We start from the raw sequence: 22,108 nt of genomic DNA on the forward strand, positions 1-22,108 counted from the left end.
GCCGTGCCGCATCACTCACAGCGGCCCCCGCACTCAACGAGGAGGACCATGCGCAGCACACTCCGCGCCGGAATCGGCGCCGCGATCGCCATCACGGCGCTCGCACTCACCGGATGCTCCGGTTCATCGGGCGGCTCAGACGGCCCGGTCGAGCTCACCTACTGGGGCTGGGCGCCCAACATGGAGCAGATCGTCGACGCCTACAACGAGAGCCAGGACGGCATCCACGTCACCTACGTCAAGACCGACGCGGGCGACCCGGCCGTCACGAAGTTCCTCACCGCCATCCAGGCCGGCAGCGGAGCCCCCGACCTCATGCAGGCCGAGTACCAGAAGATCCCGACGCTGCTGGCCTCCGACGCCATCATCGACATCGCCGACAAAGTCGACTCCGAGACGGAGGGCAAGTTCAGCGAGGGCGTGTGGTCGTCGGTGACCCTCGGCACCGACGGCGTCTACGCCCTGCCGCAGGACTCCGGGCCGATGATGTTCTACTACCGCGAGGACATCTTCGACCAGATGGGTCTCACCGTGCCCACCACCTGGGACGAGTACGCCGAGGTGGCCAAGACCGTGCACGAGGCCGACCCGAGCAAGTACCTCGGCACCTTCTCCTCGATCGATCCCGGTCAGTTCGCCGGGCTCACCCAGCAGGCCGGGGCCTCGTGGTGGTCGTCCGACGACGGCGCCTGGGGCGTCGACATCGACTCCGAGCCGGTGCAGGAGGTGGCCTCGTTCTGGGGCGGCCTGGTGGAGTCGGGCGTGATCGACAACAAGCCGCAGTACACCCCTGAGTGGAACGCCGCCCTCAACGACGGCAGCCAGATCGGCTGGGTCTCCTCGGTGTGGGCTCCCGGCGTGCTCGCCGGCAACGCGCCCGACACCGCGGGCCTGTGGCGCATGGCGCCCCTGCCGCAGTGGGACGCCTCCGACCCCGCCACCGGCAACTGGGGCGGCTCGGCCGTCGCGGTCTCGTCGCAGTCGCAGAACGTCGACGCCGCCGTGGAGTTCGCCACCTGGCTGAACACCTCTCCCGAGGCCGTGGCGCAGCTGGTGAGCGTGAGCGGGCTCTACCCCGCCGACACCGCCGACTCGGCCGAGGCGCTCACCGAGCCGTTCGAGTTCTTCAGCAACCAGCCCGACTTCTACGAGCTGGCCGCCGAGATCGCCGACACCGTGCAGCCCTTCACCTACGGGCCCAACGTCAACGTCGCCTACAGCGCGTTCAACGACGAATTCGGCAAGGCGGCGGCCTCGAAGTCGCAGGCCGACTTCCTCACCGCGGTGACGCAGATGCAGGAGATCACGCTGACCGACCTCGAAGACACCGGGTTCACCACGAAGTAGTGCCCAGGCGGGGTCGGGCGATGCCCGGCCCCGCCGCATCCCGCGCCCCCTCCCGCGCCCCCATCCCCTCGCACGCCCCCACCCTCACAGGAGAGACCGAGACCCCATGACCACCGTGACCGCCCGCCGGCCGGGAGCCCGCCGCGGACTCGCCACCCCGTGGCTGATGCTCATCCCCGCGATCGTGCTGTTCGTGCTCTTCTTCGCCGCGCCGATCGCCTACACGCTCGTGCTGAGCTTCCAGAAGTCGCAGGTGAACGGGCTCGGCCTCGGCTCCGGGGGCCGTGAGACCGTGTTCGCGGGCTTCGCGAACTACGTCTCCTCGCTCTCCGACCCCGACTTCATCGCCAGCGTCGTGCGGGTGGGCGTCTACGGCCTCATCCTGGTGCCCACCATGCTCGGCCTCGCGCTGCTGTTCGCCCTGCTGCTCGACTCGAAGCGCACCAGGGCCAAGGGCTTCTCGCGCGTCACCATCTTCCTGCCCTACGCTGTGCCGGCCGTCATCTCGTCGCTGCTCTGGGGCTTCCTCTACCTGCCCGCGGTGAGCCCGTTCTTCGACATCGCCGACGCCCTCGGTGTGATGCTGCCCGACCTGCTCTCGGGAGACGCCGTCATCATCGCGATCGCCAACATCGCCCTCTGGGGCGGTGTCGGCTTCAACATGGTGGTGATGTACACCTCGCTCAAGGCGATCCCCAGCGACATCTACGAGGCGGCGACGCTCGACGGGGCCACCGAGGTGCAGATCGCCCTGCGCATCAAGATCCCCATCATCATGCCGTCGCTCATCATGACCGCGATCTTCTCGATCATCGCCACCCTGCAGGTGTTCGCCGAGCCGGTCACGCTGAAGCCGCTCAGCAACTCCATCTCGTCGACCTTCACCCCGCTCATGACCGTCTACCGCGACGCCTTCACCCGCAACGACGTCTACGCGGCCTCGGCGACGAGCATCATCATCGCCGTCGCCACCTTCGCCCTGTCCTTCCTGTTCCTACGCGTCGTGCAGCGGCGCGCCTTCGGAGGTGAGAACTGATGGCGGCCACGCTCGTCAGCGCCCGACCCCGCGCATCCCGCGCCCTCGCCCTGCCCCGAGGGCAGCGCACCAGCATCACCTCGACGGCCGTGCTGCTCATCGGCGCCCTCTACTGCCTGCTGCCCATCGCCTGGGTGCTCGTGGCGAGCACCAAGAGCGGCGGCGAGCTGTTCTCGACCAACACCTTCGTGCCGAGCACGCACCTGTGGGAGAACATCGTCGAGCTCACCCAGTACCGCGGCGGGCTCTACTGGCGGTGGATGCTCAACACGGCCCTCTACGCCGGTGTGGGCGCCCTGCTCTCCACCGTGGTGTCGTCGCTGGCGGGCTTCGCGCTGGCGAAGTACGAGTTCAAGGGCAAGAGCGCCGTGTTCACCGTGCTGCTCGCCGGGGTGCTCGTGCCGGGGGTCATCCTGGCCATTCCGCAATACTTCATGCTCGCGCAGATCGGGCTCACCAATACCTACTGGGCGGTGCTGCTGCCGCAGATCGTGAGCCCGTACGGCATCTACCTGGCGCGCATCTACACCTCGGCCTCGGTGCCCACCGACGTGATCGAGGCCGCCCGCACCGATGGCGCCGGCGACTTCAGGATCTTCTGGCGGATCGCGATCCCCATGATGTCGCCCGCGCTCGTGACCATCTTCCTGTTCCAGTTCGTGGGCATCTGGAACAACTTCATGCTGCCCTACATCATGCTCGGCAACGACGCGCTGTACCCCATCACGGTGGGCCTGAACGGTCTGCTCAACCAGGGATCGAGCGTGCCCGCGCTCTACTCGCTGGTGGTCACCGGGGCGCTGCTGTCGATCATCCCGCTCGTCGCCCTCTTCCTCGTGCTGCAGCGGTTCTGGAAGGTCGACCTCGGGGCCGGAGCCGTGAAGGCGTGAACCGGTGACGAGCCCGCGCGGCGGCGGCCGGCCCCGTGCCGCCCGCCCCACGATCCGTGACGTCGCGGCGATGGCCGGGGTGTCGAGCGGCACCGTGTCGCGGGTTCTCAACGGCAAGAACTGGGTGAGTCCGGATGCGCGCAGCGCGGTGGAGGCGGCGATCGCCACGACCGGCTACCGGGTGAATCCGCACGCGCGCAACCTCGCGCTCAGCCGCGCGAACTCTGTCGCCTTCCTGCTCACCGAGACGCAGCAGGTGCTGTTCGAAGACCCGAACTTCGCCCGCCTGGTGCGCGGCACCACCGAAGCGCTCGCCGCGCGCGACGTGTCGAGCGTGCTCATCATGGCGGGCGACCTGCCCGAGCAGTCGCGGGCGATGGCCTACATCGCGGCCGGGCACGTCGACGGTGTGCTGCTGGCCTTCACCTCGGCGGGCGGCACCCCGCTCATGCGGCGACTGGTGGAGGCGGGCGTGCCGCTGGTGGCCTGCGGGATGCCCGTGGGCGGCTTCGACGGCGCGATCGGCAGTGTGTCGGCCGACGACAGGCACGGCGCGGTGGAGATGGTGCGGTACCTGGTGTCGCGGGGGCATCGGCGCATCGCGACGATCGCCGGGCCCGCCGACACCCCTGGGGGCATCGCCCGGCTCGAGGGGTATCGGCAGGTGATCTCGGAGCAGGGCGGCCTTGTCGACGCCGATGACGCTCTCGTGGAGGTCTCCGACTACACGGTCGGCGGAGGAGCGGCGGCGATGCGCGCCCTGCTCGCGCGTCGGCCCGACCTCGACGCGGTCTTCGCCGCGAACGACGCGATGGCGGTGGGTGCCCTCGACGCCCTGCGGTCGGCCGGGCGGCGGGTGCCCGACGACGTGGCGGTGGCGGGCTTCGACGACAACGACTTCGCCGCCCGCTCGACCCCGGCGCTCACGACCGTGCGGCAGCCCTTCCCGCGAATCGCCGCCGAGATGGTGCGTGTGCTGCTCGAGACCATCGGGGGCGAGCAGCCCGCATCCGTCACGCTGCCCACCTCGCTCGTGCTGCGCGAGACCGCCTGAGGCAAGACCGCCCGATGGCGGCCCCTCAGGCGATGTCGGCGAGGGGGAGGGCGAGCGTGGCCACCGTTCCCTTGCCCGGGCGGGAGGTGAGGTCGAGGTGCGCGCCGTGCGCCTCGGCGAGGGTACGGGCGATGGAGAGGCCGAGCCCCAGGCCGGGAACGGCGTTCCGCCTGGTCGACGCGGTGCGGTAGAAGCGTTCGAACGCCTGCCTGAGCTCGACGTCGCTCATGCCGACGCCCGAGTCGGAGATCTCGACGAGCACGGCGTCGGAGTCGGTGTCGCGCCGCACGCCCACCACGACGGTGCCCCCGCTCGGGGTGAACAGCACCGCGTTCGACGCGAGGGCGTCGACGACGGTCTCGAGGTCTCGCGCGGGGAACCTCACCGGGGTTCCCGCGCCGGCGGCCGACGCCAGGTCGTCGACCAGCGCGAACGAGACGCCCTTCGCCTCGGCGGCCGAACGCGCCTGGTGCACGCCCTGCTCGACCACGGGGGAGACGGCGGTGCGCGGTTCGACCTCGGCGAGCACGGCCCGCCCGGCGGTGATGAGCTGGTTCACGATGGCGAGCTGACGCTCGGCGGCCCGTGAGATGGTCTCGCCCTGGGCGGCCACCTGCTCGTCGGGCGAGAGCGCGAGCAGTTCGGCGTGACCGAGGATGGTGGTGAGCGGGGTCTTCAGCTCGTGGCCCACGTCGTCGAGGAACCGGTCGCGCACCTCCACCGCCTGCACCAGCTCGGTGATGTCGTGCCCCACGAGCACCACGCCGGTGACCTCCCCGTCGGGGCCCGACACCGCCCGCGCCGTGATCGAGAGCACGAGCTGGTCGCCGGGCGGGCCCACCAGCAGACGGTTCTTGCCCCTCAGCTCGCCCGCCACGATGCGTCGCACGATGTCGAGGTCCACCTCGATGCGCTCGCCGCCGGAGAGCTCGTACACCTCGGCGGGTGGCCCGTCGAGGGTGAGTTCTGGCCGGCCCACGCGCATCCCGATGGCCAGCGCCGCGTCGTTGGCCACGATGGCCCGGCCGTCGAGCCCGAACACCGCGAGGGCGTCGGAGGTGGTCTCGGCCAGCGCTCGGATGGTGAGTTCGGCTCCCTCGGACTGCCGCTGGGCGGCGCGGGCGCGCTCCGCCTCGCGCTCGGCGTCGCGCTGCCGCCGGGTGAGGTCGCGGCCGATGGAGGAGGTGGTGACCGCGAAGAACGAGATCATCACGGGGAGGGCGAGCACTTGCGCCCAGGCTGCGGGAGACTGCACGTCGAAACCCGTGCGCAGCAGCGGGTAGCTCGTGACGAAGCAGGTGGCGAGCACTCCGGCCACCGCGAGGGGAGCGGGGAAGGCGAACGCCAGCCAGCCCAGGGGGAACACGACGAGCAGGCCCACGGCGGGCAGGATGTCGATCACGTCGGCGCGGATGAACGTGCACGCCACGATGTCGAGCAGGGGCACGATCGCGAGCCACGCGCCCGGTGTGCTCCCGGCATCGAACCGCCGCGAGAGCGAGATAGCCACCTGCACCGCGGTGAGCACCACGACCGTCGCCACCCCGGCGAGGAACTCCGCGGTGAAGTGGGCGGGGTCGATGATCGCCACCGCGACGACCGTGACCGTCACCGCGAACAGCAGCATCACCTGCGCGAACGGCTGACGGCGCGCCTGCGATGCGATCGACGGCCGAGCCGCCGGCGGCTGCGGAGCCCCGGCATCCCCCATCGCTGAAGCGTACCGCGCGATCAGCCCGCCGCGCGATCCTCCGCGGGCTCGGCGAGCACCACCGAGGTGCCGAGATCACGGATGCTCGCCGCGGCGGCCTCGCCGAGTCCGGCATCCGAGATGACCAGGTCGACCTCGTCGATGCCGAAGATGCGGTAGCGGCCGAAGCTGCCGTACTTCGACGAACCGGCCACCAGCACCGCCTCCGACGACATGGCCAGCGCCGCCTTCTTGAGGTCGACCTTCGACTCGGCGGGAGTGGTCACCCCGCGCTGCAGGTCCCACGAGCTCGACGAGAGGAACGCCACGTCGACGGAGAGCTCCCGCAGGGTCATCGCGGCCAGCCGGCCGACCGTGGACTGGTTGCCCTTCTCGACCCGGCCGCCCAGGGCGATGAGGTCGACCGTGGGGTGGTCGAGGAAGGACCCGATGACGGCGAGGTCGTTGGACACCACCGTGAGATCGGCGATCGAGTCGAGGTAGGGGCGCATGGCCTGGATGGTGGTGCCGGCGTCGAGGAAGACCGTCATCCCGTCTCGCACCAGGCGCGAGGCCTCGCGGGCCATGGCGTCCTTCTCGATCAGGTCGAGGGTGGCCTTCTCCAGCCGGCTGGGCTCCACCGACAGGCGCGAGGAGATCTTCGCGCCCCCCGGTGTGGCGAGCACCCGGCCCGCCGCCTCGAGCGCGGCGATGTCGCGCCGGATGGTCATCTGACTGACCCCCAGCAGGGCGGTGAGCTGGTGGTAGCTCATCACCGATTCACGCCGCAGGTGCTTCACGATGAGCTCGCGGCGCTGCTCGGGGATCAGCGGCGTCTCGTCTGCGTCGGACACGGCACTCCTCCTCGATCCATCCAGCCTAGGGGGTGGTGAGGGCGTCCTCGGCGGAGCCGGCGGTCCACGGCGTGCCCCATTTCTCGCTGAGCGCGGCGATCTCGGCGTGGGGGAGCGTGCGCCGGGCGCGGCCGTCGGTGAGCAGCGCGATCCGGCACGCCTCCTCGAGCTCGATCGCCGCCTCGACGGCGCGATCGGCGTCGACGGCGCTCGCGATCTGGCCGTGATTGGCCAGCAGGGCGGCGTGGAACGGCTCGTCGAGTTCGAGCACGAGCTCACCGAGCTCGGGGCTGCCCGGCACCCGGAACGGGATGAGCGGGGTCTGGCCCACGCGCATGACGAAGTAGGGCGTGAGCGGCGGCACCGCGCTCAGCGCGCTCCAGGGCTCGAGGCACGACAGGGCGACCGCGTGCGGCGAGTGCACGTGCACGACGGCCGTGTGCCCGGGGTTCTTGCGGTAGAACGCGAGGTGGAGCGAGGTCTCCTTCGAGGCGCGCGGCCCGTCGAGGTGCGTGCCGTCGGCGCTGAGCACCGCGATGTCGGCACGCGTGAGCCGGCCCAGATCGGTGCCGGTGCCGGTGGCGTAGACGTGCCCGCCCTGGAGAAGGCTCACGTTGCCGCTCGAGCCCGGGCTGATGCCGGCGGCGGCCACGCGCGCGCCCATGCCGATCACCACGTCGACCGGGTCGGCGAAGCCGGGGGCGGGAGGCGCGGATGCGGCGCCGGCGGTCGCGGTGCTGACGGATGCGGTGACGTCGACGTCGGTCACGAGAGGGCCTCCCAGGCGGTGCTGAACATGTCGGTGGAGCCGAAGTTGCCCGACTTCAACGCGAGCGCGACCGGCGTGCCCGGCGATCCGGACGCGGCGCCGGTCGTGGAGAGCGACCAGCACACCCCGGGTGCGATCTGCGGCCCGATGAGGAGGCGCGTGCAGCCGAGCGCGGTCGTGACGGCCCCCGAGGTCTCGCCCCCGGCGACGATGACGCGGCGCACGCCGAGCCGGGCGACGGCGTCGACGACGACACGCGAGAGCACCCCCTCCACCGCGGGGGCGGCGTCATGCGAGGCGTCGCGGATGTCGTCGAGCGTGGCGACCGAGTACACCACGGGCACGACCTCGGGATCGAGGCCGGCGAGCCAGGCCGAGACCTCGGCGACGACCGCGCCGGGATCGGCGAGCAGGCGTTGGACGTCGAGCTTGAACCCCGCCGCGCCCGCCGCGAGCGCAGCGGCGATCTGCTCGCGGGTCTTCGCAGAGGCGCTGCCGCACACCACCAGCCGGCGACCCTCAGGGGCGTCGAAGCGCTGGTTCGCCGGGTCGTGGTCTCCGCGCATCCCGAACGCCAGCCCCGCACTGCCCGAGAGCACGCGCCAGCTCGTGGTGGCGGCCTGGATGGTCTCGAGGTCGGCGTTCGTGGTGGCGTCGACCACCACGTAAGAGTCGGGCAGCGCGTCGAGGGTGTCGCGGAGCGCGTCGGCGCCCGCCCAGACCGAGTCGACCGAGACCTCGGTGACGGGGTGCGAGGTCTGGGGCGTGAGCAGCGCGGAGACCCGCGACTCGGTCATCGGCGTGAGCGGGTGGTGGCGCATGGGGGAGTCGCTCAGCAGTTCACCACCCACGAAGAGGTGGCCCTGGAAGACGGTGCGCGCGTTGTCGGGGAAGGCGGGCACGACGACGGTGCGGCGCTCGCCCAGCTCGCCGAGCACGGCGTCGAGCACAGGACCGATGTTGCCGGCCGAGGTGGAGTCGAAGGTCGAGCAGTACTTGACGAAGTACTGCCCGGGCTCGAGCTCCCGCAGGGCGCGCACCGAGTCGAGGGAGACCGACACGGCCTCGGCCACGGGTGCGGTGCGCGACTTGAGCGCCACGATCACCGCGTCGAGCCCCTTGGCCTCTGCGGAGGAGGGCACGGCCTCGGCGCCCAGCACCACGGCCACCCGCAGCCCGCGTTCACGGAGCGAGGTCGCGAGGTCGGTGGCGCCGGTGAAGTCGTCGGCGATCGCAGCGAGACGGATCACGAGGACTCCCCTTCGAGGTGACGGAACAAGACCTCGACATTCCACCACATGTGAATCCGTGTTGCAAAGTTTGAAAATTTGATTCGATCGTGTGTATGGTGGCCCAATCGTCGCCAGCACCTCGCTGCCGACCGACGCCCTGCACATCGACCGCGCGGAACGAGCCGCGCAGACGGGACCAACGGTGACTTCCCTCGAGCATCCCATGCCGGCCGCTGCCGACGTCCGTGTCGCCCTCACCGGCGCACGAGGCGGATTCGGCCGCACCTTCCTGGCCCAGGTGCGCGCCGTGCCCCGTCTGGTGGCGAGCCAGCTGATCGACCCCGACACCGTGGGGGTGCGCACCATGCTCGACGAGCTCGGCTTCGGCCCTGAGGGTTCAGAGGGCGTGCCCACCCTCGTCGCGAGCGCCGCCGACATCGACTGGGACTCCATCGACGTGCTCGTCGAGGCGACCGGCCGCATCGACGCGGGGTACGACTACGCCGCCACCGCCCTCGCGCACGGCGTGCACGTGGTGATGGTGAGCAAAGAGGTCGAGTCGCTCGCCGGGGTCTCCCTCGCCGCCGACGCCCGGGCCGCGGGTGTGTTCTATCTTCCCGGCGACGGCGACCAGCCCGCGAACCTCGTGCGCCTGCTCGCCTGGGTCGAGCGCACCGGTCTCGAGGTGGTGGCGCTCGGCAAGTCGGGGGAGTACGACCTGGTCTTCGACCCCGAGGCCGAGACGGTCACCCAGCTCGACCAGACCATCCTCGCTCCGGGTCTCGGCGACCTGCTCACCCTGGGTGACGACGTTCCCGCGACCCTCGCCGCGCGCGCGGCCGCGGTCGCCGGTCTCAAGCGCGCCGCCGCCGCCGACTCCTGCGAGATGGCGGTGGTCTCGCTGCACACCGGGGCGCTCTCCGACGTGGAGCGCATGCACTACCCGGTCGCCCGGCCCGACGAGCTCGCCGACATCTACGCCGCCGTGGCCGAGGGCGGCATCCGCGAGCGCGACCGCGTGGTCGACGTGTTCTCGGCGCTGCGGCTGCCCGGCGAGGCCAGCTTCGCGGGCGGCGTCTTCGCCGTGGTGCGCACGAACGACTCCGAGACCTGGGAGATGCTGCGCGGCAAGGGCCACGTCGTCTCACGCTCGGGCGACTACGCCACCATCTACTGGCCCTACCACTTCATGGGAGTGGAGACCGTGCTCACGGTGCTCGACGCCTTCGACGGTGTGGCGCCGACAGCCCCGGTCGCCGCGCGCATCCCGCAGCAGCACACCGTGCTCGCCGCCCGTGCCGCGCGCGACCTCCCCGCCGGAACCCGGTTCCGGGTCGAGGGGCACCACCACGAGATCGCCGGTGTGGCACCCGTGATCGTCGACCGTGCGGTCGCCGCGGCCCCGGATGCGCCCGGTGAGGTCGCGATCTCGGCCTACTACCTCTTGAGCGGCGCCGTGCTCACGCGCGACGTGGTCGAGGGGGAACTGATCGCCCTCGCCGACCTCGACGAGGTGCCGGCGCAGGCGCTGGCCGCGTTTCGGGCGGGGTTCGCACTGTGACCGGCGACACCTCCTCGACCGCCGCCGAGCGCATCCGCGCGGCGCGCCTCCCTGAGGGCTACGACCTGCGCATCCTCGACGCCCACCACCACTTCTGGGATCTCGAGGGCGAGGGTCACTGGCCCTGGATCCAAGACGAGTACAACCCCGACTTCTTCCTCGGCGACTACAACGCCATGCGGCGCACCTTCCTCGCGGAGCAGTACCTCGCGGCCACCGCCGGCTGGACCGTGCTGGGCACGGTGCACTGCGAGGCCGAGCGCAGCCGCTCCGAGGAGGTGGCCGAAGACGAGTTCCTCGACGGACTGCACGCCCTCGACCCCCGGTTCCCCGCCGCGGTGGTGGCGCACGCCACCTTCCTTCGCGACGACCTCGCCCAGGTGCTCGCGGGCCACGCCGCGCATCCGCTGGTCAAGGGCATCCGTTCGAAGCCCGTCATCGCGACAGATGCCGCGGGTGCCGCCGCCGGCGCGGTGGCGGGGGCCCCGGGCTCGCTGCAGGACGAGCGCTGGCTGGCCGGCCTCCGAACCCTCGCCGACCACGGATTCTCGTGGGACCTCCGGGTGCCCTACTACCACCTGGCCGAGGCGGCCGAGGTGGTCGCCACGATCCCCGGCACGAGCGTCGTCGTGAACCACTGCGGCCTGCCGCTGGATCGCAGCGCCGACGGGCTCGCGATCTGGCGCGACGGGATGCACCGGCTGGCCGCGCTGCCGAACACGGCGGTCAAGGTGTCGGAGCTCGGCCTCTACCGCAATGTGTGGAACCGCGACTCCAACATCGAGATCGTGCGCGAGACCCTCGAGATCTTCGGGCACTCCCGGGCGATGTTCGCCTCGAACCTCCCGGTGGCCACCCTCACCGCCCCGAGCTTCGACGAGGTCATGGACGTGATCCTCGCCGGAGCCCAGGGCGCCACCCCCGACCAGCTCGACGACCTGTTCCACGGCACCGCGTCACGCGTGTACCGGGTCGAGCTCCCGTAACTCCCCGCATCACTCCCTCCTCCCGAAACCCCTCCCCGACACAGAAAGCTGACCCCATGACCACCGTCAACGACGACAAGCTGTTCCGGAAGGTGATGCTCCGCGTCCTTCCGCTCGCCATGCTCGGGTTCTTCCTCTCCTACCTCGACCGTGTGAACGTGGGCTACGCCCAGGAGACCATGAGCGCCGACCTCGGCTTCTCCTACGCCGTCTACGGCCTCGGCGCCGGCCTGTTCTTCGTGGGGTACTTCATCTTCGAGATCCCCTCGAACCTCATCCTCGCCAAGGTGGGTGCGCGCAAGTGGATCGCGCGCATCATGATCACCTGGGGCATCATCTCGGGCCTGATGTTCTTCGTGAACAGCGAGTGGATGTTCTACGGACTGCGCTTCCTGCTCGGCGTCGCGGAGGCGGGCTTCATTCCCGGCATCCTCTTCTACATGGCGTCGTGGTTCCCGCCGAGCCGCCGTGGCCGCGCCTGGGGCATCTTCTACATCGCGCTGGCCTCCTCCGGCCTCATCGGCGGTCCTGTCTCGGGCATCATCCTCGCCGGCATGGACGGCGTGGGCGGCCACGCCGGCTGGCAGTGGCTGTTCTTCATCGAGGCCATCCCGACCGTGCTGCTCGGTGTCGTCATCCTGTTCTTCCTGCAGGAGGACTTCCGCACCGTGAAGTGGCTGAACACCACCGAGAAGGAGCGCCTCGGTGCCCTGCTCGCGGCCGAGGCTCCGGCCGGCGGCCACACCCCGCTCCGTGACGTGTTCAGGAGCAAGCTCATCTGGATGCTCACCGCGGTCTACTTCTCGTACAACTTCGCGCTCTACGGCATCAGCTTCTGGCTGCCCAACCTGGTGGGTGAGCTCGGCTTCGCGGGACCGGTGGCCATCGGCTTCATCTCGGCCATCCCCTCGCTCGCCGCCATCGTGTCCATGGTCACCTTCGGGTTCCTCTCCGACCGCGCGGGCGAGCGCAAGAAGTTCATCGCGGCCGCCTTCGTGCTCTCGGCCATCGGCTTCGCGCTCTGCATCATCGCGGGCACCGAGAACCCGATCCTCGGCGTGGTGGGCCTCAGCCTCGCCAACGCGGGCGCCCTCTCCATCCCGGCCATATTCTGGAGCTTCCAGACCTCGATGCTCGCGGGCACCGCCCTCGCCGGCGGGATCGCGCTCATCAACTCGACGGGCAACCTCGCCGGGTTCGCGGCCCCCTACCTCATCGGCGCGGTGAAGGACTCCCTGGGCTCGGCCACCGTGGCGCTCTACATCACGGGGGCGATCATGCTGGTGGGTGCCGTGCTGGTGCTCACCATCAAGCGCAGCGGCCGCGTGCCGCGCGAGAGCGACGTGACAGATCAGCCGGCGAGCAGCCCCGCGAACCACTCCGCCTGACGCCACCACTGCAGCGGCCCGCCGCCGACGTGCTCGTCGAACGGGTACACCTCGATCTGCTTCGGGCCGCTGTAGTGGTTGTACGAGGCGAACACGGTCGACGGCGGGCAGATCGGGTCGAGCAGCGCCACGCTGAAGTAGGCGGGCGCCGTGGCCCGGGCGGCGAAGTTCATGCCGTCGAAGTAGGCGAGGGTCTCGAACACCCGCTCGGTGCGGGTGCGGTGCACCGAGAGGTAGCGCACCACCTCGTTGTACGGGTCGGTGGAGGTCATGCCCACGGCGCGCTCGAAGTGACTGAGGAACGGCACGTCGGCCATCACGGCGGTGAGCGGATGCGCGGCGAGGCCCGCGCCCGAGAGCCCGGCCACGGCGAGGGCGATTCCGCCGCCCTGGCTGCCGCCCTGCACGGCCACGCGGGCGGCATCGACACCCGGCAGCTCACGGGCCACCGCCACGGCCCGCACCGCGTCGGTGAACACGCGACGGTAGTAGTAGGTCGAGGGGTCGTCGATGCCGCGCGTGACGAATCCCGGCGCCGCCGGCCCACTCGGCGCATCGTCGGGCGTGTCGCCGCCGGTGCCCCACACGCTGCCCTGACCGCGGGTGTCCATCACCAGCAGCGCGTGGCCGGCCGCCGCCCACGCGATGTTCTCCACCGGCAGGCCGCGCCCGCCGCCGTACCCGATGAACTGCACCACGCAGGGCCGCTGCACCTCGTCGCGCGAGGGCGATGCCGGCGTGATGAACCAGGCCTTCACGGGTTGCCCCGCGAAGCCCGAGAACGTGACGTCGCTCACCTCGAAACCGGCGAGCGGCCCGTCGGCGCGGGTGAGCACGGTGGGCGTGGCCCGCGCGGCCGCCTCGTCGAGCGTGGTCGCCCAGAATCCGTCGAAGTCGGCCGGTGCGGTGAGGGCCGGGCGGTATTCGCGCAGCTCCTCCAGGGGGAGATCGAATCGGGGCACGGAGTCAGACTGCCACACCCGCGAGGGCGGTCACAGCCCCTCGGTCGAGGGGATGCTCCGTGTGGTGATGAGCCGGGCCAGCCACAGCGAGCTGTCTTTAGGGATGCGCTCCTGCGTGTCGTAGTCGACCCGCACGATGCCGAACCGCTTCGAATACCCGTAGCCCCACTCGAAGTTGTCGAGGAGGCTCCACACCTGATAGCCGCGCAGGTCGACGCCCCGCTCGAGCGCCCGATGCGCCGCGGTGAAGTGGCGACGGAGGTAGTCGACTCGGAGGGGGTCGTGCACCCGTGGCGTGCCGTCATCGAGCACGACCTCGTCGGCGAAGGCGGCTCCGTTCTCGGTGATCATGAGCGGTTGCGCGGGGAACTCCTCGTGCAACGCCATCAGCAGCTCCTCGAGTCCCGACGGGTCGATGTTCCAGCCCATCTCGGTGTACGGCCCGGCCTGCGGCAGGAACTCCACATCGTCGGCTCCTGGCCAGGGCGATCCGCCGACGTCCTTGTGTCCGTCGTTCATCGAGCGGGGAGAGCTGCCGTCCCAACGGCGCACGAGCGTGGTGGAGTAGTAGTTGACCCCCAGAACGTGCAGCGGCTGACGGATGCGCGCGAGGTCGCCCTCCTGCACGAAGCCCCAGTCGGTGATCGACGCGGTGTCGGCGAACAGGTCGGCGGGATAGGCGCCGTGCAGCAAGGGCCCCGTGAAGGCGCGGTTCGCGATCGCGTCGATCTGCCGCACCGCGTCGGCGCCCGACTCGCCCGAGCCCTCCTCCGCCCGCAGCACGTGCAGGTTGAGCGTGACCGAGTACTGCGGGTCGTTGGTCACCACCTCGCGCAGCGCCTCGATGGCGAGCCCGTGCGCGAGGTTCAGGTGGTGCACGGCGCGCAGAGCGGCCTCGGGGGAGGTGCGCCCGGGCGCGTGCGCCCCCGACCCGTAGCCGAGATAGGCCGAGCACCACGGTTCGTTCAGCGTCGTCCACACGGCCACTCGGTCGCCGAGCGCCTCGCCCACGAGGCGCGCGTAGTCGGCGAAGGCGAGCGCGGTCGACCGGACGGTCCACCCGCCCTCGTCCTCGAGGGCCTGTGGCAGGTCCCAGTGGTAGAGGGTGGCGATGGGGGTGATGCCCCGCGCCAGCAGCCCGTCGACGAGCCGCGAGTAGAACGCCAGCCCCGCCTCGAGAGCGGGGCCGCGACCGGTGGGCTGGATGCGCGGCCACGCGATCGAGAACCGGTACGACTCGAGCCCCAGCCGCTGCATGAGGTCGAGGTCGGCCTCCCAGCGGTGGTAATGGTCGTCGGCCACGTCTCCCGTGTCGCCGTTCCAGACCTTGCCCGGGGTGTGGCTGAAAGTGTCCCAGATGGAGGCTCCGCGACCGTCCTCGTCGTAGGCGCCCTCGATCTGGTAGGACGCCGTGGCCGAGCCGATGAGGAAGCCGTCGGGGAATCGCAGACCCACGTCGCGATAGTCGGGGGAACCGGTCACGTCGCTCATGCTCCCTCCACCCGCACGCTCACCGCAACCCCGTCGGCCGTCGTCTCGGCGGTCCAGGTGCCGTCGTCGGCCCGCCTCAGAGTGAACTCCACCTCGCGGCCGTCGACCGGCGAGGTGACCGTCACCGATCGCGCCCGCCCCGCATCCGGAGCACCCGCATCCGGTGCCCCCGCCGCCCCCGGGTACACCACGAGCTCGAGCGAGTCGAGGTACTCGTGATCGGGCCGGTCGAGCCGCGTCGTGGTGGCCAGCACGGCACCGCCGCGCACCCACACCGGCAGGCTGAACGCGTCGTGCGTCTCGCGGCGCCACTCGCCGGCCGCGAGCGTGACGCTCTCACCCGTGAGCAGCTGGGTCCAGGTGCCGGCCGGCAGGTAGTACTCCACCTCGCCCGAGGCGCTGAACACGGGTGCCACGAGCAGCGACGGCCCCAGCAGGTACTGCCGGTCGAGGTGTCGCACCGCGGGGTCGTGCGGGAACTCCAGCAGCATGGGCCGCATGAACGGGATGCCCGTGCGGTGCGCCTCGAGGCCCACCTGGTAGAGGTACGGCATGAGTGAGAGCTTCAGGCGGGCGAAGCGCCTCGTCACCTCGACCGCCTCCTCGTCGAACGCCCACGGCACCCGGTAGCTGGTGGAGCCGTGCAGACGGGAGTGCGACGAGAGCAGCCCGAACGCCACCCAGCGCTTGAACACTTCGGGGTCGGGTGTGCCCTCGAAGCCGCCGATGTCGTGACTCCAGTAACCGAACCCGCTGAAGGCGAGCGAGAGCCCGCCGCGCAGCGTCTCGGCCATCGACACGAACGACGAGGAGTTGTCGCCGCCCCAGTGCACGGGCATCCGCTGCCCCCCGGCGGTGGCCGAGCGCGCGAACAGCACCGCCTCACCGGCGCCGCGCTCCTGCTCCAGCACCTCGAACACCGCCTCGTTGTAGAGCTGCGTGTAGAGGTTGTGCATCACCTCGGGTGAACTGCCGTCGTGCCACACCACTTCGAGCGGGATGCGCTCGCCGAAGTCGGTCTTGACGGCGTCGACCCCCTGGCGCACCAGTGCCCGCACCTTCTCCTGGAACCAGCTCCGCGCATCCGGGTTGGTGAAGTCGACCAGCCCCATGCCGGCCTGCCACATGTCCCACTGCCACACCGAACCGTCGGGCCGCTTCACCAGGTAGCCGGATGCGCGGCCCTCGTCGAAGAGCGGGGAGCGCTGGGCGATGTAGGGGTTGAGCCACGCCGACACGTGCAGGTTCTTGTCGTGCAGACGGGCGAGCATGCCCTCGGGGTCGGGGAAGGTGCGGGCGTCCCAGTCGAAGTCGGTCCAGTTGAACTCGCGCATCCAGAAGCAGTCGAAGTGGAACACCGACAGCGGCAGCTCGCGCTCGCGCATGCCCTCGATGAACGAGTTCACGGTGTGCTCGTCGTACTCGGTGGTGAACGAGGTCGACAGCCACAGGCCGTACGACCAGGCGGGAACCCGTGCGGCACGGCCGGTGAGCTCGGTGTAGCGCGCCAGCACGTCTTTCGGGGTGGGGCCGTCGATGACGAGGTACTCCAGCGCCTCGCCGGCCACCGAGAACTGCACGCGCTCGACCGCCTCGGAGCCGACCTCGAACGACACGTGCTCGGGGTGATTGACGAGGATCCCGTAGCCGCGGCTGGAGAGGTAGAACGGCACGTTCTTGTAGGCCTGCTCGCTCGAGGTGCCGCCGTCGGCGTTCCAGGAGTCGATCGACTGGCCGTTCTTCACGAGCGGCCCGAAGCGCTCGCCGAGGCCGTAGATCGTCTCGCCCACCCCGAGCTCGAGCTGCTCGTGGAGGTAGTGGCGTGCCGGGGCCAGGCCGGTGGTCGTGACCCCGGCGATGCCCGTGGGTTCGGCGGTGATCGGCGCATCGGCGGCGAGGGTGAGGTAGCCGACCGACTTGTGGCCCGAGGCGGTGAGCGGCCGGCCGGCTGAGACGAACTCCAGCGACCAAGGCGCACCCGCGGAGACGCGGGCGGAGAGCGAGCCCGAGGTGAGCGTGCCGCCGTGCTCGTCGACCGAAGCACGGCCGTGGCCGGGCCGGGCGCCCACCAGGTCGAACCCCGGCGACGGCACCGCGCCGCGGTGGTGCTCGATGCGCACCCGCACCACACCCTCCAGCGGGGAGGAGAGCGTCACGGTGAGCAGCGGGCGGTTGAGGGTGTCGCCCCTCAGCACGATCGGCTTCGTGGGTGCGGAGACGACGAGCGCGTCGCCGCGGTCGTCGATGTCGTACGCCTCCTGCGCGTAGACGGCGTCGACTCCGGGGCGGACGTGCCAGAACCCGTCGGTGAACTTCATGCGAGATCCTTCGTGGTGCGTGGGGTCGGGCGCTGGGGCGAGTGCGGGTGCCGGTGCATCACTTCACGGCTCCCGCGGTGATGCCTCGGGTGAGTGTGCGCTGGAAGATGAGGAAGAACACCAGGGTCGGGATGAGCCCGAGCAGCGCGGAGGCGCTCGTGGTGGTCACATCCATCAGGCGGTCGCCCTGCAGCACGCTGATCGCCACCGGAACGGTCTGGTTGGCGTTGGAGACGAGGAAGGTGAGCGGGATGAGGAACTCGTTCCAGGTCCAGATGAAGAAGAAGATGAGCAGCACGGCGAGCGTGGGCCGCGAGATCGGCACGATCACCCGCCACAGCGTGCGCCAGCGCCCCGCCCCGTCGAGGGCGGCGGCCTCGAGCACCTCCTTCGGGAAGGTGCCGAACACGCTCGAGAGCAGATAGGTGCCGAACGCGCTCTGGATGACGGTGAAGACGATGATGACGCTCCAGACGTTGTCGTAGAGCCCCACCTGCTTGAACATGTAGTACAGCGGATACAGCAGCGCCTCCTGCGGCAGCAGGTTCGCCAGCAGGAAGAGCACGATGATCGAGGTGCGCGCCTTCACCCGGCCGATGCCGATGGCGAAGGCGTTGAGCACCGAGATGAGCACGGCGAGGATCGCCACGACGCCCGAGATGAACACCGAGTTCCAGAGCTTCTGCGGAAAGTCGACCCGCTCCCAGAACCTCACGATGCCGTCGAGGTAGATCTGGGTGGGCAGCTGCAGCGGGCCGCCGGTGGCATAGTCCTGCGGCGACTTGAAGGAGTTCAGCAGGATGAGGATGAACGGGAAGGCGATGACGACGGCCACGACGATCGCGGCGACGAGGAGCACCCAGTCGGTGACGGTGCGGCGGCGGGTCACAGGCCGGCCCTCTCCTTCTCTTCGCCGCGCAGCTGGGCGCGGATGAACGCGATCGCGACGATCGCGATGATGACGGTCAGGGCGGTGGCGATGGTGGCTCCGTAGCCCACCTGTTGCGACTGGAAGAACTCGCTGTACGCGTAGTAGGCGGGCACCAGGGTCGAGGTGCCGGGGCCGCCGCCGGTGAGCACGTAGATGGGCCCGAACACCTTCAGCGCGGCGATGGTGCAGGTCAGCGCCACCACGTAGACCTCGGGCCGGATGATGCTGATGGTGATCGACCGGAAGCGCTGCAGCCAGTTGGCGCCGTCGAGCTCGGCCGCCTCGTACAGCTCCGGGTCGACCCGTTGCAGCGCGGCCATGAAGATGACGATGGGGTAGCCGATCTGCACCCAGACCATCACCACCATGATGCTGGCCAGGGCGGTGTCGGGACTGCCGAGCCAGTTGTGGGCGAGGGCGCCCAGGCCCACGGACTCGAGCATCTGGTTGAGCGCGCCGTCGTCGCCCGGGCGGAGGATCCACCCGATCACGATGCCGGCCACCGCGACCGGGAGGATCTGCGGCAGGTAATAGGTGGCCCTCAGGAAACTGGCCAGGCGCCCGCCGAACTTGCGCCCGATGAGGTCGAACAGCAGGGCGGCGAGCAGCAGCCCGAGCAGCGTCGGCACGATCACCATCGCGACGATCATCGCGATCGAGTTGCGGAACGACGCCCAGAAGGCGGAGTCGCCGAAGAGCTCGATCCAGTTCTCCAGGCCGATGAACTCGGGCGGTTTGATGCCGCGCCACTCGGTGAAACTGAGGTAGACGTTCCATCCCAGCGGGATGAGCACGATCACCGTCAGCAGCACGAAGCCGGGGAGCAGGTAGAGCCAGTAGGCGCCGCGGCCGCGGCCGCCCCGACTCGGGATGAGTGGCTCATCCGGAGTCGGAGCGGCCTTGGCCGGGCGCTTCGTCGCGCGGACGAAGGGCACGGTGGTGGCCATGTGGTGACTTTCCGTTACTCGCGGAAGTCGGCGACGTAGGAGTCGTAGTACTCGCCGAGGTTGGTCAGCACGGTCGTGCTGTCGGAGGTGCCGTTGATGAGGTTCTGCAGCTCGCCGTTCAGTTCGTCGTAGAACGTGGGGGTGGGCCAGTCGGGGTAGAAGGCCAGACCGTCGCGCTCGTTGATCGTGTTGAACTGCTCGATGAGCTCCTTGCTCTTCTCGTCGGTGATGTCGGCGATGTCGGCTGCGACCGGAAGACCTCCACTGTTGCCGAGGATCGCCTGGATCTCCGGGCGCATCGTGATGTCGATGAACTTGTAGGCCAGTTCGGGGTTCTTGGCGCTGGTCGGCACCACCCACATGTTGCCGGCCGAGCCGAGGTTCAGCTCGGCCTCCGGGAACTCGAAGATGCCCCAGTCGAAGCCGCTGATGTCGCTGATGAACCGGCCGTACCACCAGCTGCCCGACACGAAGATCGGCGCCTCGCCGTTGATGAACTCCAGACCGGCGTCCTCGGCCTTGAGCCCGGAGGCGTCCGGCGAGATGTAGCCCTTGTCGACGTAGTCCTTCACGGTGTCGGTGGCGTAGGTGAGCGGCTCGCCCTGCCAGTCGACGGGGCCCGCGTAGAGCTGGTAGTCGTCGACCCAGGACCGGTCGGCCTGGCTCAGCGCCAGCTGGTACCACAGCTGGCCGAGCGGGTACTCCTGGGCCGACTCGGCGAGGGGCGTCACGCCCGCGTCGGTGAACGTCTGCAGCGCCGCCTCGAACTCGGCGTAGGTGGTGGGCACCTCGATGCCCTGCTCGGCGAAGGCGTCCTTGTTGTAGTAGACGGTGACGAACTCGCCGTAGTTCGGGATGCCGTACCACGGGCCGTCGCCCATCACGCCCTGGTCGTTGTAGCGCGCCGTGGTCTGCAGCGCGGGAGCGAGCTTGTCGTCCCAGCCGTACTCCTCCACGGCGTCGGTGATGTCGGTGAGCAGGCCCTGGCTGGCCAGCAGGCCCGCGGTGCCGTTGCCCTTGGCGTACTCGAGGATGTCGGGGGCCTCGTTGGAGTTGAGCACCTGGCTGGCCGTGGAGCGGATCTGCTCGAAGCCCTTCTCCTCGAACTCGACCGTGGCACCGGTCTCCTCCTCGAAGATGCGGATGGCCTCGTCCCAGGCCTTGCCCATGGCGCTGTCGGCGCCCTCGTAGTGCCAGAGCGTGAGGGTGTCGGCGTCGCCCTCGCCCGATCCGGCCGAGCAGCCGGAGAGGGCAGCGGTGCCGGCGGCCACCGCGGCCAGGCCCGCGATGAGTCTGATGCGTCGTTTCACTGTGTCTACCTCCTTGTAGTGAGCGGGGTGCTCGTGATGCGTGTCGTGGTGAAGAGTGCGTCTCGATCGTCGAAGCGCTTCGACAGTTGCTGCCGCGACGAGTGGTGGGCGGATGGTGGTCCGGCGGGGCCGGACGCCGTCTCAGGTAGTGACCGGAGCGGTCGAGCCTTTGCCGACGTATGAGGGGGCCACCAGCTCGACGACCGGGGTGGTGTACCCGGCGAGCTGGCTCAGGGTGAGCTCGACCCCGCGCCGGCCCGTGATCTGGGCCGGCAGGGGGATGACGTCGAGCGGGGGATCGAGCTGGTCGGTGGGGAAGCTGGAGCAGGCCGAGACGATCGACAGATCCGACGGCACCCCCAGCCCTTTCTCTCTCAGCAGTTCGAGGAGCATGGTGTGCACGGGCTCGTTGCAGTTGAGCACGATCGCACTGAGGCCGGGCAGTTCGGAGCGCAACCGCTCGAAGGCCGCCCGCACCGCGGCGGGCTCCTGATCGGGCGTCACGACGAGGGAATCGACGCCGAGCGCGGTGGCCTCGGCCTCGAAGGAGTCGCGGAAGCGGATCGGGAAGTTCGACCCGCGCTCATACAGCTCGTCGGGGTGGCCGATCAGGCCCACGGAGCGGTGCCCCAGGGCCACGAGACGCTCCAGGCTCAGCCGGGCGGCCGCCTCGAAGTCGAGGTCGACGCAGGTGAGCCCCGAGGTGTCGCCCGGGATGCCCACGAGGGTCGCTGGGATGTCGAGCTCGCGCAGCAGCGGCACCCGGGCGTCGTCGTGATCGATGTCGAGCGCCACGATGCCGTCGACGAGCTTGCTCGACACCATCCGGCGCAGACCGTTCACCGCCTCGTCCTGCACGAGCAGCACCGTGTCGTAGTCGAAGTCGCGGGCGGCCTCGGCGATCGCCAGCACGAAGGTCATGTGAGCGGGGGCGTAGGTGTCGGCGTGCAGCGGTGCGCTGAGGGCGAGGATGTTCGTGCGGGTGCCCGCGAGCATCCGGGCGCCGGCGTTCGGGCGGTAGCCCAGTTCGGCCACTGCGGCGTCGATGCGGTCGCGGGTCGCCGCGCCGATCGTGCGCTTGCCGCTGAGGGCGTAGGACACCGTGGAGATCGAGACCCCGGCCACGCGGGCCACGTCGTGGATGGTCGCCATCGTGCCTCCTCGCCGGCTCCGTCGTCAGGTGATGTGGGTGTCGAAGCGCTTCGCCGAAACGCTTCGACGGCTACGATAGACAAGCGTTTCGGCGCGAGTCAACCGTTTCGGCGAAATATGTTGATTCCCACACCAAATCTTCTCCGCCGCTCGGAAGGCTCAGCCCATCAGCGCTCCCGCCGCCACCCCC

Annotated in this window: 18 protein-coding genes; 7 read left to right on the forward strand and 11 right to left on the reverse strand. The window is 70.1% G+C overall.

The genetic code is table 11. From position 1 onward, the window contains the following. The first annotated feature begins 48 nt into the window (after window positions 1-48). The 4 genes from N1031_RS00400 (at window position 49) to N1031_RS00415 (ending at window position 4,327) form a co-directional block, all read left to right on the forward strand. Complete coding sequence (locus tag N1031_RS00400) at window positions 49-1,347, forward strand: extracellular solute-binding protein (protein ID WP_259477604.1); 1,299 nt, start codon at window positions 49-51, stop codon at window positions 1,345-1,347. A 106-nt stretch (window positions 1,348-1,453) separates the two neighbouring features. Then, a complete protein-coding gene (locus N1031_RS00405; protein ID WP_259477605.1) occupies window positions 1,454-2,383 on the forward strand; it encodes a carbohydrate ABC transporter permease in 930 nt (309 codons plus the stop codon). Next, window positions 2,383-3,273 carry a carbohydrate ABC transporter permease gene (locus N1031_RS00410; protein ID WP_259477606.1) on the forward strand — a complete coding sequence of 297 codons (891 nt, stop codon included), beginning with the start codon at window positions 2,383-2,385 and terminating at the stop codon, window positions 3,271-3,273. The genes N1031_RS00405 and N1031_RS00410 overlap by 1 nt, the downstream gene beginning before the upstream one ends. Before the next feature lie 4 nt (window positions 3,274-3,277). Then, entirely contained in the window at window positions 3,278-4,327 is a 1,050-nt protein-coding gene (locus tag N1031_RS00415) for a LacI family DNA-binding transcriptional regulator (protein ID WP_259477607.1), read from the forward strand. A gap of 25 nt (window positions 4,328-4,352) precedes the next feature. Here N1031_RS00415 and N1031_RS00420 read toward each other — a convergent pair whose 3' ends face one another. From N1031_RS00420 to otnK, 4 genes are read right to left on the reverse strand one after another with little or no spacing between them, the layout of a single operon-like run. After that, window positions 4,353-6,038, reverse strand: a complete 1,686-nt coding sequence (locus N1031_RS00420) for a sensor histidine kinase (protein ID WP_259477608.1) — start codon at window positions 6,036-6,038, stop codon at window positions 4,353-4,355. Between the two features lie 20 nt (window positions 6,039-6,058). Then, window positions 6,059-6,871: a DeoR/GlpR family DNA-binding transcription regulator gene (locus tag N1031_RS00425; protein WP_259477609.1), complete on the reverse strand. Its 813-nt coding sequence runs from the start codon at window positions 6,869-6,871 to the stop codon at window positions 6,059-6,061. Between the two features lie 25 nt (window positions 6,872-6,896). Beyond that, window positions 6,897-7,640: a class II aldolase/adducin family protein gene (locus N1031_RS00430; RefSeq protein ID WP_259477610.1), complete on the reverse strand. Its 744-nt coding sequence runs from the start codon at window positions 7,638-7,640 to the stop codon at window positions 6,897-6,899. Next, entirely contained in the window at window positions 7,637-8,890 is a 1,254-nt protein-coding gene (gene otnK, locus N1031_RS00435) for a 3-oxo-tetronate kinase (protein ID WP_259477611.1), read from the reverse strand. Before otnK ends, N1031_RS00430 begins: the two co-directional genes overlap by 4 nt. A gap of 184 nt (window positions 8,891-9,074) precedes the next feature. On the opposite strand from otnK, the gene N1031_RS00440 reads away from it, so the two are divergent. The 3 genes from N1031_RS00440 to N1031_RS00450 are packed head-to-tail and all read left to right on the forward strand — an operon-like array spanning window position 9,075 to window position 12,807. After that, window positions 9,075-10,433, forward strand: a complete 1,359-nt coding sequence (locus N1031_RS00440; protein ID WP_259477612.1) for a homoserine dehydrogenase — start codon at window positions 9,075-9,077, stop codon at window positions 10,431-10,433. Next, window positions 10,430-11,419 (forward strand): amidohydrolase family protein, encoded by a 990-nt coding sequence (locus N1031_RS00445; protein ID WP_259477613.1) that lies wholly within the window; start codon window positions 10,430-10,432, stop codon window positions 11,417-11,419. Before N1031_RS00440 ends, N1031_RS00445 begins: the two co-directional genes overlap by 4 nt. A 56-nt stretch (window positions 11,420-11,475) precedes the next feature. Continuing rightward, the gene (locus N1031_RS00450; protein ID WP_259477614.1) at window positions 11,476-12,807 is read left to right on the forward strand and encodes an MFS transporter; all 1,332 of its coding nucleotides are present in this window, start codon (window positions 11,476-11,478) and stop codon (window positions 12,805-12,807) included. Here the strand turns inward: N1031_RS00450 and N1031_RS00455 are convergent. The 7 genes from N1031_RS00455 to N1031_RS00485 all read right to left on the reverse strand — a co-directional run bounded on the left by N1031_RS00455 (window position 12,771) and on the right by N1031_RS00485 (window position 21,918). Continuing rightward, the gene (locus N1031_RS00455; RefSeq protein WP_259477615.1) at window positions 12,771-13,769 is read right to left on the reverse strand and encodes an acetylxylan esterase; all 999 of its coding nucleotides are present in this window, start codon (window positions 13,767-13,769) and stop codon (window positions 12,771-12,773) included. The genes N1031_RS00450 and N1031_RS00455 overlap by 37 nt on opposite strands. A 30-nt stretch (window positions 13,770-13,799) precedes the next feature. Further along, window positions 13,800-15,260, reverse strand: a complete 1,461-nt coding sequence (locus N1031_RS00460; RefSeq protein WP_259477616.1) for a GH1 family beta-glucosidase — start codon at window positions 15,258-15,260, stop codon at window positions 13,800-13,802. Beyond that, complete coding sequence (gene yicI / locus N1031_RS00465) at window positions 15,257-17,578, reverse strand: alpha-xylosidase (RefSeq protein WP_259477617.1); 2,322 nt, start codon at window positions 17,576-17,578, stop codon at window positions 15,257-15,259. Before yicI ends, N1031_RS00460 begins: the two co-directional genes overlap by 4 nt. Before the next feature lie 58 nt (window positions 17,579-17,636). Beyond that, window positions 17,637-18,467, reverse strand: coding sequence for a carbohydrate ABC transporter permease (locus N1031_RS00470; RefSeq protein WP_259477618.1), 831 nt, complete (start codon window positions 18,465-18,467; stop codon window positions 17,637-17,639). Then, on the reverse strand, window positions 18,464-19,456 hold the full coding sequence (locus N1031_RS00475; RefSeq protein ID WP_259477619.1) for a carbohydrate ABC transporter permease: 993 nt from the start codon (window positions 19,454-19,456) through the stop codon (window positions 18,464-18,466). The genes N1031_RS00470 and N1031_RS00475 overlap by 4 nt, the downstream gene beginning before the upstream one ends. Before the next feature lie 14 nt (window positions 19,457-19,470). Next, window positions 19,471-20,766, reverse strand: a complete 1,296-nt coding sequence (locus N1031_RS00480; protein ID WP_259477620.1) for an ABC transporter substrate-binding protein — start codon at window positions 20,764-20,766, stop codon at window positions 19,471-19,473. Window positions 20,767-20,907: 141 nt separating this feature from the next. Then, window positions 20,908-21,918 (reverse strand): LacI family DNA-binding transcriptional regulator, encoded by a 1,011-nt coding sequence (locus N1031_RS00485; protein WP_259477621.1) that lies wholly within the window; start codon window positions 21,916-21,918, stop codon window positions 20,908-20,910. Window positions 21,919-22,108: the final 190 nt, after the last annotated feature.

Source organism: Herbiconiux moechotypicola (assembly GCF_024979255.1).
GTDB classification, from domain to species: domain Bacteria; phylum Actinomycetota; class Actinomycetes; order Actinomycetales; family Microbacteriaceae; genus Herbiconiux; species Herbiconiux moechotypicola.

Excerpts from the sequence above, each read along its gene's own strand:
- N1031_RS00400 (WP_259477604.1), top strand. The coding sequence starts at position 49 with ATGCGCAGCACACTCCGCGCCGGAATCGGCGCCGCGATCGCCATCACG.
- N1031_RS00405 (WP_259477605.1), top strand. The coding sequence starts at position 1,454 with ATGACCACCGTGACCGCCCGCCGGCCGGGAGCCCGCCGCGGACTCGCC.
- N1031_RS00410 (WP_259477606.1), top strand. The coding sequence starts at position 2,383 with ATGGCGGCCACGCTCGTCAGCGCCCGACCCCGCGCATCCCGCGCCCTC.
- N1031_RS00420 (WP_259477608.1), bottom strand. The coding sequence starts at position 6,038 with ATGGGGGATGCCGGGGCTCCGCAGCCGCCGGCGGCTCGGCCGTCGATC.
- N1031_RS00450 (WP_259477614.1), top strand. The coding sequence starts at position 11,476 with ATGACCACCGTCAACGACGACAAGCTGTTCCGGAAGGTGATGCTCCGC.
- N1031_RS00460 (WP_259477616.1), bottom strand. The coding sequence starts at position 15,260 with ATGAGCGACGTGACCGGTTCCCCCGACTATCGCGACGTGGGTCTGCGA.
- yicI (WP_259477617.1), bottom strand. The coding sequence starts at position 17,578 with ATGAAGTTCACCGACGGGTTCTGGCACGTCCGCCCCGGAGTCGACGCC.
- N1031_RS00475 (WP_259477619.1), bottom strand. The coding sequence starts at position 19,456 with ATGGCCACCACCGTGCCCTTCGTCCGCGCGACGAAGCGCCCGGCCAAG.
- N1031_RS00485 (WP_259477621.1), bottom strand. The coding sequence starts at position 21,918 with ATGGCGACCATCCACGACGTGGCCCGCGTGGCCGGGGTCTCGATCTCC.